Origin of the sequence: Lentzea sp. NPDC003310 (assembly GCF_040610935.1) — a bacterium.
In the GTDB taxonomy this organism is placed as follows: Bacteria; Actinomycetota; Actinomycetes; order Mycobacteriales; family Pseudonocardiaceae; genus Lentzea.
The window spans coordinates 79,139-92,588 of the sequence record NZ_JBEXNC010000024.1 but is presented as its reverse complement, the minus strand read 5'-3'; the positions used below and the strand labels follow the sequence as shown (position 1 = coordinate 92,588).

The window sequence follows — 13,450 nt, the reverse complement described above, 5'->3', positions numbered from 1 at the left end:
CGCCCATGAGCGTGAAAATTCGTTTGAGGACACACAACCGGGGCCATAATCCGACGAATGCCTCGCCGTATCAACGCGCTCGCGACCTGGCTCCTCCGACTCGGTCCCGACGAGGTGGCCGCGATCCTGACGCACCGCCGCGACGTCGCCGACCGCTACCTCCGCACGGTGAAGGACCTGGCGGCGCAGCTGACCGACTCCGACTCGGTGCACGCGGTCGAGGACACGCTGGACCAGGGCGCGCTCGACGTGCTCGGCGCGATTGTGGCGCAGAACAACTCCGGGACGGTCGACACGGTGTGCGCCGAGCTGCACTGCACCACCGAGGAGTTCGAGCGGGCGTTCGGCGAGCTGAAGCAACGGGCACTGGCGTGGCCGGAGGGGTCGCGGCTGGCCGCCGTGAACTCGGTGCGCGCGAACGGTGCGGCGCAGGGGCAGCTGACGCCGCGGCCGAAGAAGCCGGCCACCCGCAAGGCGTCCGCCGTGTCGCCCATCGTGGCCGCGATGTCCACTGTGGACGGAGTGGCGCGACTGCTGGCGCACTGCGACCAGGACACGTTCGACGCCCGTCACACCGGCGGGGTGGCGACGGTGGAGATCCGGCGGGTGGCCAGGGCGTTGCGGGTCCCGGACGGGGTGCTGCGGCTGTGGCTGGAGCTCGCCGCCGAGGCGCAGCTGGTCGGGGTGGAGAGGTCGCGGCTGCTGCCCACGAAGCAGGGTGACGCGTGGCTCGCCGCGCAGCCGGGACCGCGGCTCGCGGCTCTGGTCGCGGCGTGGCGGCGGATGGACTGGCGGCCGGAGCCGGACCTCGCGCGGGCGGCGTTGCGCGACTACCCGGGCTCGAACGGGCTGCTGCTGCGGCGGGGCGTGCTGGAGCGGTTCTCGGCGCGGGAGGCGTTCACCGACGTCGGCGAGCTCGTCGCGGAGCTCGCGTGGGAGCTGCCCGCCGTGCACGACGTCCGCGCGACCGCCGCGGTGATCGGCGAGGTGGAGTCGCTCGGCCTGGTGGCCGGTGGCGCGCTCACGCCATTAGGTGTCGCGGTGCTGCACGACGGTGACGTCGACACCCCGGCGGGCGAGCTGATGCCGCCCGCGACCGAGAAGGCCGCGTTCCAGACGGACATGACCGCGGTGGTGAACGGACTGCCGTCGCCGGAGCTCAGCGCGACGCTGAACCTGGTGGCGGACCTGGAGGACAACGACGCGGCACGGGTCTGGCGGATCTCGGCGGGGTCGGTGCGGCGCGCGCTCGACTCGGGCCTGTCCGCCGACGAGGTGCTCGCGCGGCTGAGCGCCGTCTCGGAGGCCGCGCTGCCCCAGGTGATCGAGTACCAGGTGCGCGACGTGGCGCGGCGGCACGGGCAGCTGACGGTGACGGACGTGGCGAGCTGCGTGCGGGCGGCGGACCCGTTGCTGCTGCAGGAGATCGTGAAGTCCAAGCGGCTCGCGTCGCTGAAGCTGCGGTTCCTCGCGCCGACCGTGCTCGCCTCCGCCCGGCCGACGGCCGAGACGCTCGACGCCCTGCGCCGCTGCGGGTACGCGCCGACCGGCCTCGACGCCGGGGAGAAGGCCGTGCTGGAGACCGTCACCCGGCTGCGGGCGCCGGCCCGGGGCGAGCGCCGCCCGCAGCGGTGGTGGCGCGCCGAGATGGACGACCTGGAGCTGACCCAGCTCGCGATCCGGCTGGTGGAGCAGGAACGGCCGAGCGTCGGCCGGGGCACGCCGCGCGCGAACGCGGCGCGGATGCTGCGCGACCAGAACGTCGTCCTGCGCGACGAGGAGGTCGTGCTGCTGTCGTCGGCGCTGGTCGACGGCAGCCGCGTCGAGATCAAGTACGCGAGCGGGCCGCGGCGGACCGACACGCACGTGATCGTCCCGACCAAGCACCTCGAGGGTGTGCTGAGCGCGGACTGCGAGGACGGCACGAGCCGGGACTTCGAGATCGGGCACGTCCGCAAGGTCGCGCTGCCGGGGTGAACGCTGCCGGGGTGAACAGCTGGTGAAGTCCCCCGGCCGGTCGTGATCACCCGCTGATACTGGACGGGTGGCCGACCCGATTTCCGCCGGACTGCTGATGGTGCTGGAGACCGTGCTGGAACGCGTGCTCCTCGGTCTCTTCGACGTGGTGCACAAGGGCGCGCGGGACAAGAGGCGCCGCCGCGAGCTGACCAGACCCGGTCCGCTGGTGGAACGGGTCAGCGCGGAGCTGGCGCGCGGCGAGCTCGCCGGTGTCGAGGAGCACGAGTGGCGGGCTGCGGTGGACGCGGTGCGCGAGTCGATCGAGGTGTCGCTGCCGCTGCGCCCGGACGAGGCGCTGCGGGTCATGCTGACGCCGGAGTCGTTGCGCGCCCACGTGCTGTCGAGGTCCGAGCGGATCCGGCGGGCGGCGGGGCTGTCGGACCGGGCGGCGGCGGTCTACGACGCGGTGCTGCTGCGGGTGTGCGTCGCGGTCGTGGAACTGGTGTGGTCGCAGCCCGAGTACGCGCGGCGGCTCGCGGTGGAGGTGTTCCGGGTGGGCCGGGCGACCGCGGACGCCGTGGCGCGGCTCGCGGACCAGCCCCGGCTGGCGCTGACGGCGGCGCACCGGGACTTCGAGGACCGCTACGCCGACCAGGTCGCGCACGCGCTGGGCGGGCTGGAGCTGTTCGGTGTCTCGCGCGGCCGGGCGCCGCGGCGGCAGTCGTTCGACACCTCGTACGTGTCGCTGGCGGTGGCCAGGGTCGGCGACACCGACGAGCTGACCGGCGCCGGGCTGCCGGTGGCGGCGGCGCTCGCGGACGCGCACCGCGTGCTGGTCCGCGGCGGGGCGGGCGCGGGCAAGACGACGTTCCTGCGCTGGCTCGCGATGAACGCGCTGGGCGAGACGCGGACCTCGGGCGACGAGTGGCTCGGGCTGGTGCCGTTCTTCGTGCCGCTGCGGCAGTACGCGACGCTGCCGAAGCCGGAGGAGTTCATCTCGCCGGCGGCCTCGATGATCGCGGAGGAGAAGCCGTCCGGGTGGGTCACCGCGCGGTTGCGGGAGGGACGCGCGCTCGTGCTCGTCGACGGCGTGGACGAGCTGGTGTGGGAGCGGCGGGCCGAGGCGCGGCAGTGGCTGGAGCAGCTCGTCACCGCCTACCCGCAGGCCCGGTACGCGGTCACGACCCGGCCGGCGGCGGTGCCCGAGGACTGGCTGGAGGACCTGGACTTCGCCGCGTTCGACCTGCTGCCGTTGAGCGACAAGGGGGTCCGCGACTTCGTGGAGGCCTGGCACACCGCCGCCCGCGACGAGCCGGGACTGACGCGGGACGCGCGGGTGTGGCTGACCGAGTGCGAGGCGCGGCTCGTGGCGACGCTCGTGAAGCGGCCCGACCTGCGGCGGCTCGCGTCGAGCCCGTTGCTCGCGGGGTTGCTGTGCGCGTTGCACCAGGACCGGAACATGCACCTGCCGCGCGACCGCCGGTCGCTCTACGAGGCCGCGCTGGACCTGCTGCTGGTGCGGTGGGACGAGGACCGCGGGCTCGCGCTGCCGTCGTTCTCCAAGGAGGAGCAGCTCGTCCTGCTGCAGCGGTTCGCGTACTCGCTGGTGCGCAACCGGGAGCTGATGGTGCCGCGCGAGGAGGCCGTGCACCGGCTCGGCAACGCGATGCGCGGGCTGCGGTCGCACGACGTCGACCCGGACGAGGCGATGCAGCGGTTGCTCGAACGGGCCGGGCTGCTGCGGGAGGTGTCCTCGGAACGGGTGCAGTTCGTGCACCGGACGTTCCGGGACTACCTGGCGGCCAAGGAGGTCGTGGACGCCGGTGACCTGAACCTGTTGGTGGACAGGGCACATCTGGACGAGTGGCACGACGTGGTGGTGATGGCGGTCGCGCACGCCCGGCCGCGCGAACGGGCCCGCGTGCTGATGGACCTGCTGGCGGGCAACGACGACACGCGCAAGGACGAGCGCGGCCGGGACAGGCTGCGGCTGCTCGCGCTGGCCTGCCTGGACCAGGCCGACGTGATCGAACCGGAGACCGCGCGGGCGCAGGTCACCCAGGCCGCCGCGGCCCTGATCCCGCCGACGAGCTTCGCGCACGCCGACGCGCTGTCCGAGGCAGGGTCGTTCGTGGTGGACCTGCTGCCGGGCCCCGAAGCCGCCGATGAGGCCGCGTACGTCGTGCGGACGCTCGCGAACATCGGCGGCGAAGCCGCGTGGGAACGGATCGCGGAGTTCGTGGCCGTGGACCACGCGATGGTCATCGACGAGCTGCTGCGCGCGTGGCGGAACACCCCGGACGCGGAGAAGTACGCGCGGTCCGTGCTGTCCAAAGTGGATTTCGGCGACCGGCGGGTGGACGTCCGCGGCTGGCACCGGATCCAGTTCATCATGCACCTGGAGAAGCTGCGGTACGTGCGGTGCATCGGCAACATCAACCCACTCGACCCGTTGGGCGCCATGCCGTCGCTGCACCGCCTGGAGCTGTGGCAGAACGAGGTCATGCGCGACCTCTCCCCGCTCGCGGGATCGCGGTCGCTGAAGGAGCTGCACCTGAGCCGGTGCCGGCCGCTCGGGCGGATCGACCTGTCGCCGGTGAAGGACCTGGACGAGCTGCACCTGCACTTCAGCCGGGTCGACCTGGCGTCGCTCGAGGGCGGGGCGCTGCGCAGGCTGCAGCTGCGCGACTCGGCGACGGACGACGGGCTGGCCGCGTTGCCGGCGTTGCCCGCGTTGCGCGACCTGGCGATCGACCACCGCCCGCCCTACTCGCTGGCGGGGCTGGAGCGGTGGCCGACCATCAGGACTCTGGAGGTGTTCGGACTGCCGTCAGCGCAAGACCTGCGTGCGCTGCCCGGGCTGGAACACCTGGTGGTGCACCAGCCCGAGTCGCCGGCGCGCCTGGCGGAACTGCGTGCTCAACTGCCGGGGCTGACCATCACCACCTGATGTCGTCGAGGCTGTCGAGCGGCTTGCGCTCCGACTCGTCCAGCAGCTGCACCGACGCGGTGTCGGCGGCGTGCAGCTCGGCCGGGAAGGTGAGGCTGACCCGCTTCTCCAGCTCGGTCAGCGACACCTGGAACACGCGGAACTCGTCGAGGTCGAGCGCCTCGGCCAGCACGATGTTCTGGGTGAGCAGGAACGCGCTGCACCGCAGCTCGCCGTCCACCACGAACGCGATGGCCTTGTAGAACTCGCGCGGGATCGCGACACCGCGGAAGATCCGGTCGTCGGCGTTGAAGACCGGTCCGCCGTAGACGCTGACCTTGAGGTTGTCGACGTCGACGTCCGCGAGCACGGCGTCCTCGAGCCTGCCCCAGAGCCCTTCCTTGGTGCTCTGGTTGAAGTCGTCCATCTGCGGCGTGATGTTCGTGAAGAAGAACGAGTCCCTGTTCGCCTTCTGCGCCTCGGCCTTCGGGCCCCAGCACAGGTCGGCGCGGCGGGCCAGGTGGCCGCGGTCGAGCCGGTTGTCGCGGTACAGCTCGTCGCCGGTCTGGAACTGCGCCGGCACGCGCGGGTCCTTGACGAACGGGATGTTGCTGCGGCTCAACGCCTTCATCTCGCCGCCGTCGATGTTCCACGCGACCCAGCTCGCGAACTTGCGCGACTTGCTCATCGCGAGCGAGAAGTGCGTGTAGTCGATCGTGGTCGAGCCGTCGAGCTCGACCGCGTCGGCCGCTCCCGACTCGGTCAGGACCGGGGTCCCGGCAGCGGTGCCGAGGAACTTCGCGTCGAATCCCGCACTGGTCATGGTGTCGCCCCCTACTGGTTCACCTGCAGGGTCGACGTCTCCCACGGGACCGTTAGCCGCGTACACCCGAACGGCCCAGTGTTCATCGGTTCTTCCCGACGAGTTCGCCGTCGGACGAGCAGGCGCCGCGACCTCGGGGTCGCGGCGCCCTCCGCCTATCTACCGACCAGCTCCACGGTCTTCCCGGCCCGCCGGGACTGGTCCACCCACTGGTCGATCGCCTGCCCGCAGGCCTGGTCGAGGTGCCGGACCCCGCTCAGGTCCATCCGCACGTGCTCCCGGTCCACCCGGTCGAGCTCGTCCAGCAGCACCGGCAGCCGCAGGAACGTCGCGTTGCCCCGCAACGCCACCCCCTCCGGCGTCACGGTGACCTGCAGCCGGGAGACGTCCCAGGCGGTCTTGACCACCGCCGCGAGCAGACCGGCCACGGTGCCGGTCAGCAGGTCGGTCGCCACGATGAGACCGGCCGTCAGCACGAACACGAGGCTCTCGGCCCTGTCGGTGCGCCACAGCGCGACCACCTCGCGCAGGCCCAGCAGCTTCCACCCGGCGTGCACGAGTACCGCCGCCAGCACGGCGACCGGGATCAGCGTCAGCAGTCCCGGCAGCAGCACCACGAACAGCAGCAGCCACACGCCGTGCAGCACCCTGGACGCCTTCGTCCTGGCCCCGGCGTTGACGTTCGCCGCGCTGCGCACGATCACCGCCGTCATCGGCAACGCGCCGAGCAGGCCGCAGATCGTGTTGCCCACGCCCTGCGCGACGAGCTCCTTGTTGTACTGCGTGCGCGGGCCGTCGTGCATGCGGTCGACGGCGGCCGCGCTGAACATCGACTCGGCCGAGGCGACGAGGGCGAACACCACCGCCGTGCCGACGACTCCCGTGTCCAGCAACGAGAAGTCCGGCAGGTGCACGTCCGCCGACAGCGTGCCGACCGTGATCTTCTCGACCCCGGACGCGAACACCGCCGCCAGTCCCGTGCAGACGACCACGCCGACGAGGATGCCGGGCACCACCCGCAACGGCGTGCGCTGCCACAGCAACATGATCAGCACCGTGAGCAGGCCGAGCGCCAGGGCGACCGGCGACACGACCAGGTGCTTGAGCTGGCCGAAGATCAGCACCAGCCCGATGCCCGCGAGCATGCCCTGCACCACGGACGGGGAGATCGCGCGGAACCACCGTCCGCACCGGGCTAAGCCCAGCACCACCTGCATCAGTCCGGCACTGAGCACGATCACGCCCAGAGCCTGGATCCCGTGCCTGCTGACGGCGTCCGCCACCAACACCGTCAGCCCGGCCGCCGGTCCGCTCACCTGCATCGTGCTGCCGGGCAGCAGGCCGACGACGATGCCGCCGACCACCCCCGTCACGATGCCGAGCTCGGCCGGCACCCCGGACGCCACCGCCACGCCCACGCACAGCGGCAGCGCCACGAGGAACACGACGACCGATGCGCCGAGATCGGTCCACTTCGTCTTCATCACGTCGAAACCCCTACAGCGGAAGGAAAGCGTGCTCGGCACACGCGGAGACCTCGCCGGTCTCGATGTCGTAGAACCAGCCGTGGACGCGCAGCTGTCCCGCCGCGACCTTCTCGGCCACGAACGGGTACGCCAGCAGCACCTCGAGCTGTGCGCGCACGTGCTCCTGCCCCTCCGGGCGCATGGCCGGGCCGGACGCCTGGCGCGGCCGTCCGGGACGCAGCCAGCCGCGCATCGCGGGCAGGTGGTCGATACCGCCGCCGTTGAGCGCGCCGACCGCGCCGCAGTGCGAGTGGCCGCAGACGACGATCTCGCTGACACCGAGTTGCAGCACCGCGAACTCGATCGTGGCCATCTCGCTGGACGGCGCGGTCAGCGAATAGGGCGGGATCACGTTGCCCGCCGTGCGCAGTTCGAACAACGAGCCGGGCTCGGCGCCCGTGATCGCCGCCGTCACGATCCGGGAATCGGCACACGTGATGAACATCGTGCTGGGCTGCTGACCTGCGGCGAGCTCACGGCCGAGCGCACTCGGACGCGATGCGGCGTGTGCGCGGGCATGCTGAACAAAGCGATGGAAGTCCATGGGAGTCCCTCACTGCGGTAGGAAATGTGTTCGGTTGATCGGTGGGGCCAAGGACCGATCAGTTGCGAAACACCTGCAGTGCGGGAGGTGTGCGCCACACGGCTATGGGTTCGGCCTCGGTCACCGGAGCGACCCCGCGGGCGGGACGCGGCGCCAGCACCGTCACGAACGACGGTGTGGCCACGTTGGACGTTCGCTCGACGGACGCGACCAGCAGGCGCAGCCGGCTCGGCTCGCGCTCCTCGCGGGGCGCTTCCTCCTTGGGGACAGAGGTCTTCGACTTCGGCGGCGGCGCGCCGACGGACACGGTCGACATGGCCGGGGTCAGCACCGCGCACAGGGCGACGACGACAGCAAGAAGAACGCTGCGCACGCTTCACCCCCCGACCGAGTTGATCTACAGCTATCAGTTTCGCCCGAAGTGGACAACCTTCGCGATATACGAGACTGAGATCGCCCGCATCACACAGGAGTTTCACCCGAAAGGGTTTCTTGTTTCACAGAAACGTATGTATGCAGAGAGTGGTCCTGTCGCGTTGTAGATGCGCCGATTAGTGGACCACCAGCCATCGATCCCTGCCGAATCTGCACAATCGGTGACGAATCCCAAAGGAGACGGGCCGTGGCGAGAGTTTTCATCAGCCACGCGACGCAGAATGTGGCGATCGCGACACAGATACGCGACTGGTTGGACCGGGACCACGAGACTTTCCTCGAAGTTCACCCCGACGACGGGATCCAGGTCGGCGAGGCCTGGCGCGAGCGGCTGCACCACGAGCTGCGCCGGGCGGACGCCGTCGTCTGCGTCGTCAGCAAGTCCTCGGTCGTGTCCAGCTGGTGCACCGCCGAGGTCGCCATCGCGGACGCCCTGGGGTGCCTGCTGCTGCCCGTCCAGCTGGGCGGCGTGATCCACCCGTTGATCCGGCACCTCAACCACATCCCGCACGCCACCGCCCGCGGCCACCTGGAGAAGGCGCTGCGCCAGTTCGACGCCGGTGGCCGCAAGCTCCCGCAGGACCAGGAACCGTTCCCCGGCCTGGACGCGTTCAGCACGGCGCTGAGCGCGGTGTTCTTCGGCCGGGACACCGAGACCCGCGCGCTCGCCCGCAAGGTGCGCCGCCGCCCCGGCCTGCTCGCGGTCGTCGGCCCGTCGGGCTGCGGCAAGTCCTCACTGGTCCGGGCCGGCCTGCTCGCGCAGCTGGCGGACGACCCGCGCTGGCTCGTCGTGCCGCCGTGGTTACCGGGCAACGACCCGCTGGACGCGCTCGCCCGCGCGATGCGCAAGACCGCCGCCCGCGTCGGTCTCGACTGGACACTCGCCGAGACCCGGGACCGGCTCGTCCTCGACGGACTGCGCGGCGTCGCCCAGGAGCTCGTCGACTCCGACCGCCGACTGCTGATCACCATCGACCAGGCCGAGGAGCTCTTCACCCGAGCCGGTGAGAAGGACCGCCAGCTCGTCGCGACCCTGCTCAAGGACGCGCTCGCGGACAACGTGCGGATCGTCGCCACCCTGCGCTCGGAGTTCCTCGACGACCTGCGGACGTTGCCCGAGCTGAGCGGCGTCCACCTCGGCGGGTTCGTGCTGGCGCCGCTCGCGCGGGAGGTGCTGCACGTCGTGATCACCGGCCCCGCCCGCGTGGCCGGGATCAAGGTGCACCCCGAACTGGTGGCGCGGCTGGTCGAGGACACGGCGAGCGGCGAGGCGCTGCCGTTGCTCGCCTTCACGTTGCAGCACCTGGCGATGGGGGTACCGCGCGGCGGCACGTTGTCGAGCGAGCGGTACGAGCACCTCGGCGGGGTGCACGGCGCCCTCGCCCGGCACGCCGACGACGTCCTCGACAGCGCTGTCGCGGAGACCGGGACGAGCAGGGAGGAGCTGCTCGCCCGGCTCGCGTCCCTCGCCACGCTCGATCACACCGGCAGGCCGACCCGCAAGCGCGTCAGCCTGGCCCAGCTCGACTCCCGGGCCCGCGTCGCGCTGGAGGTGTTCGTCCGGCACCGCCTGCTCACCGCGAGCGGCGACCAGCAGGGGCGCTGGATCGGCGTGGCGCACGAGGCGTTGTTCACCGAGTGGCTGCCGCTGCGCGGGGCGATCGAGGACCGGCAGATCGGCCTGCGCGCCGCCCAGTCCGTCGAGCTGGACGCCTCGCAGTGGATCGAGGGCGGGCGCCCGCACCACCTGCTGCTCAACGAGGACACGGTCGCCGCCGTCTCGCCGCTGGTGACCGACGACGACCTCTCCCCCGACGCGCTGCGGTTCCTCGCCGTGAGCCGGGCCCGGATCCACTCCCTGCGCGACGAACGCCGCCGTGACCGCAGGCGCACGGTCGGCTGGCTCGCGGTGTTCCTCGTGGCCGCGATCGGCGCGGCGGGGCTCGCGGCGGGCCAGTGGAGCACCGCCAGCGCCGAGCGCGACCGGGCCACGGCACGAGCGCTGATCGCGCAGGCCCAGGTCGCGCGCACCTCGTCGCCGCAGCTCGCGTTGCGGCTCGGGCTCGCCGCGCACGAGCTCGCCCCCAGTTCGGATACCGACATCGAACTGCTCAACACGTTGCTGATCACCCGGTACGGCGGCGCGTTCGGCACGACCGTGTCCTCCGTGGCGTTCGGCCCGACCGGGCACACCGCGGTCATCGGCAGCACGGACGGCACCGCGAGCCTGTGGGACCTCACCGGCGAACCGCGGCCGCTCGCGACCGAGTCCGGTACCGGCGCGGCGGTCACCTCGGTGGCGCTGGCGCTCGACGTCGCCGCGATCGGCAGCTCCGACGGCTCGGTGTTGGTGTGGGACACCGGGAACACCTCGCGCCGGCACCGCCTGCCGTCCGGAGCGCCGGTGACCTCGGTGGCGTTCGACCAGAACCGGACGCTGCTCGCGATCGGCCGCTCGGACGGCACGACCGCGTTGTGGCAGCTCGGGACCCGGCCGGTGCAGCTCGGCGAGCCGTTCCGGCGCCAGGGCGACGGGGTGTCGGCGGTCGCCATCGCCGGCACGCGGCTCGCGACCGCCAGCCAGGACGGCACCGTCGTGGTGTGGGACATCGGCTCGCCGGAGCGCCCCGTCGCGGGTGAGCCGTTGAACGACGGCGTCCGCAAGGCCGTGACCTCGGTGGCGTTCAACGACAACGGCACGCTGCTGGCCGCCGGCGGTTCGGACGGCGCGACCACGGTGTGGGGCCTCGCGAACCGGACGCACACCCGGATGACCGGCCACAGCGGACTGGTGTCCTCCGTCGCGTTCTCGCCGGCCTCGCCCCTGCTGGCCGCCGGCAGCTACGACGGCACGGTGCTGGTCTGGGACGTCGGCACCCCGGCCCAGCCCCGGCAGCACGGCGAACCCCTGGCGGGACAACGACGTTCGGTCTCGTCGCTCGCGTTCTCCCCGGACGGCAGGCGACTCGTCACCGGCAGCTCGCAGGGACCGGCGATCGTGTGGGAGATGGCCGACCGCCCCGGCCGCATCGGCCTGCCGCTCACCGGGCACGGCATGCTGGTGAAGTCCGTCGCGTTCACCGACGGCACCACGCTCGTCACCACCGGCGCGGACAACCGCCAGATCCACTGGGACGTCGGCTACCCGCAGCAGCCGAAGAAGATCGGCGAGACCTCGGGCGCCTCGCGGCTGTACCCGTTGGCGTCGCACGGGGACATGGACGCGACGGTCGTCGACGGCACCACGGTCGTGCTGTGGGACGCGCCGAATCGCAAGCCCATCGGCAGCCCGTTGTCCGGCAACAACACCGGGGTGAGCGCGGCCGCGTTCTCCGCCGACGGCACCGTGCTGGCCGTCGGCAGCACCGACGGCACGACCGTCCTGTGGAACGTCGCCGACCCCGGCCGCCCGCTCGCGCTCGGCCAGCCCCTGGGCCAGAACGACCAGGTCACCGCGCTGGCGTTCTCCCCGGACGGCGCGCGGCTCGCGGCCGGCACCTCCACCGGCGGCACGGTCGTCTGGGACGTCACCGACCCGAACCAGCCCCGCCAGATCGGCCGCCGGCTCGAAGGCCACCGGATGGCGGTGAACTCGGCGGCGTTCGCCCCGAGCGGCACCGTGCTCGCGACGGCGGGCTCGGACGGCACGACCGTGTTGTGGGACATGACTTTGCTGGACAACGTCGCGCACCGCACCTGCGCGATCGCGGGCGGAGGCCTCACCCGCGCCGAGTGGCTGCAGTACCTCCCGGCCCTGCCGTACCGCGACACCTGCCCGGGAGACCTGCGATGAAGCGCGTCCTCCCGGCGCTCCTGCTCCTCACCGCGTGCGCGACGCCACCCGGCGGCGGGACGTCCGCGCAGGAGGTGCTCGTGTTCAGCGGCCTCCCCACGGCGAGCTCGATCACGACCCAGCAGACGTTCCTGCCGATCGTCGCCATGCTGCGGCGGGAGACCGGCGCCGAGATCCGCGTGCAGGAGTCGACGAGCTACGACGCCCTGGTAGACGGCATGCGTGACGGCACGGTCGACATCGGCGCGCTCGGCCCGCTGTCCTACGTCGTGGCGCGCGAACGGGGCGCCCGCGTCACCCCCGTCTCCGCGCAGGTGAAGGAGAAGGGCGCGGACCCCTCGTACCGCGCGTTCGGCTTCACGCACGCCGACTCGTCCATCACCTCGCTGACGGACCTGCGCGGCCGCAAGGTCTGCTACGCCGACCGGATGTCCACGTCCGGGTTCCTGTACCCGAGCGCGGCGCTCCACGAGATCGGCATCGATCCGTTGCGCGACACCGCACCCGTGTTCACGAGCGGCCACGAGGCGACGGCGCTGGCCGTCGCGAACCGGCAGTGCGACGCGGGTTTCGCGTTCGACGAGATGGTCGACCGGCACCTGGTGGAACGCGGCCAGCTCCAGCCCGGACAGCTGACGAAGTTCTGGACGTCCGGCCCGATCCCCGGCGCGCCGCTGGTCGTCGCGGACGACCTGCCGGAACCGCTGCGGGGACGGATCGTCACGGCGCTGCGCTTCAAGGCGACCGCGGACCACCTGCGCGCCAACGGGTTCTGCCAGGGCGAGTGCCCGGTCGGCGACGCGACGGCGTGGGGGTACGCGGAGGTGGACGACTCGCTGTACGACCCGGTGCGCGCGGTGTGCCGGCGCGTCGGGAGAACCTCGTGCGCGCCCAGGCCGTCTCCGGGTCTCTCGCCCGCACCTGCCATCGGACGAACTTCCGGGCCACGACCTAGCGGGTGAGGCCGAACTTCTCCTCGACCATCCGCCAGAACCCGGTGACCGCGTCCTCGATGGGGTGCTGGCGGAACTCCCGGCGCCGGCCGCTCGAGGTGCAGAAGGCCAGTCCCATGTGCTCGGGCACGACCGGGTAGCTCACCGGTGAGATCACCGTGATCGTCCCGTCCCGGCCGGCCTTCGGGGCCGCGGGCGCCACCGCGAGGTCGTCCATCGCCGTGGCCACGAGGAGCTGGCCCGCGATCCCGCTCGCCAGCACGCTGTCGACGATCTGGATCGACGACCGGTACGCGCGGGCGCCCGCGTACCGGCCGCGCCACGTCGTGCCGACCTCGTCCCAGGTCCCGGTCCCGGACGTGCCGATGATCCGGTAGATGCCGTCCCAGTCGCTCACGAGCGCACGGTAGCGGGTCACGGCGTCGGCAGGACGGCGAATTCGTCCTCCGCCAAGCGGCAGAAAGGCGAACGCCCCGCGCGACGTCGTT

9 protein-coding genes are annotated in these 13,450 nt (G+C 72.1%); 4 read left to right on the top strand and 5 right to left on the bottom strand.

Going from position 1 to position 13,450, the window contains the following annotated elements:
* Positions 1–57 precede the first annotated feature (57 nt).
* Positions 58–1,977: a helicase-associated domain-containing protein gene (locus ABZX02_RS38470; protein WP_355306114.1), complete on the top strand. Its 1,920-nt coding sequence runs from the start codon at positions 58–60 to the stop codon at positions 1,975–1,977.
* Positions 1,978–2,044: 67 nt separating this feature from the next.
* Entirely contained in the window at positions 2,045–4,909 is a 2,865-nt protein-coding gene (locus ABZX02_RS38465; protein ID WP_355306112.1) for an NACHT domain-containing protein, read from the top strand.
* Here ABZX02_RS38465 and ABZX02_RS38460 read toward each other — a convergent pair.
* The 4 genes from ABZX02_RS38460 to ABZX02_RS38445 form a co-directional block, all read right to left on the bottom strand.
* A complete protein-coding gene (locus ABZX02_RS38460) occupies positions 4,899–5,711 on the bottom strand; it encodes a DNA/RNA non-specific endonuclease (protein ID WP_355306110.1) in 813 nt (270 codons plus the stop codon). The genes ABZX02_RS38465 and ABZX02_RS38460 overlap by 11 nt on opposite strands.
* A 155-nt stretch (positions 5,712–5,866) precedes the next feature.
* Positions 5,867–7,195 carry a SulP family inorganic anion transporter gene (locus tag ABZX02_RS38455; RefSeq protein ID WP_355306108.1) on the bottom strand — a complete coding sequence of 443 codons (1,329 nt, stop codon included), beginning with the start codon at positions 7,193–7,195 and terminating at the stop codon, positions 5,867–5,869.
* 13 nt (positions 7,196–7,208) lie between these two features.
* A complete protein-coding gene (locus tag ABZX02_RS38450) occupies positions 7,209–7,682 on the bottom strand; it encodes a carbonic anhydrase (protein WP_355306106.1) in 474 nt (157 codons plus the stop codon).
* A 157-nt stretch (positions 7,683–7,839) separates the two neighbouring features.
* Positions 7,840–8,154 (bottom strand): hypothetical protein, encoded by a 315-nt coding sequence (locus ABZX02_RS38445; protein WP_355306104.1) that lies wholly within the window; start codon positions 8,152–8,154, stop codon positions 7,840–7,842.
* A 249-nt stretch (positions 8,155–8,403) separates the two neighbouring features.
* Between ABZX02_RS38445 and ABZX02_RS38440 the strand changes: the two genes are divergently transcribed.
* Together ABZX02_RS38440 and ABZX02_RS38435 are read left to right on the top strand one after the other, a co-directional pair.
* The gene (locus ABZX02_RS38440; RefSeq protein WP_355306102.1) at positions 8,404–12,009 is read left to right on the top strand and encodes a TIR domain-containing protein; all 3,606 of its coding nucleotides are present in this window, start codon (positions 8,404–8,406) and stop codon (positions 12,007–12,009) included.
* Entirely contained in the window at positions 12,006–12,971 is a 966-nt protein-coding gene (locus ABZX02_RS38435; protein WP_355306100.1) for a phosphate/phosphite/phosphonate ABC transporter substrate-binding protein, read from the top strand. The genes ABZX02_RS38440 and ABZX02_RS38435 overlap by 4 nt, the downstream gene beginning before the upstream one ends.
* Here ABZX02_RS38435 and ABZX02_RS38430 read toward each other — a convergent pair.
* Entirely contained in the window at positions 12,961–13,359 is a 399-nt protein-coding gene (locus tag ABZX02_RS38430; RefSeq protein ID WP_355306098.1) for a hypothetical protein, read from the bottom strand. The genes ABZX02_RS38435 and ABZX02_RS38430 overlap by 11 nt on opposite strands.
* Positions 13,360–13,450: the final 91 nt, after the last annotated feature.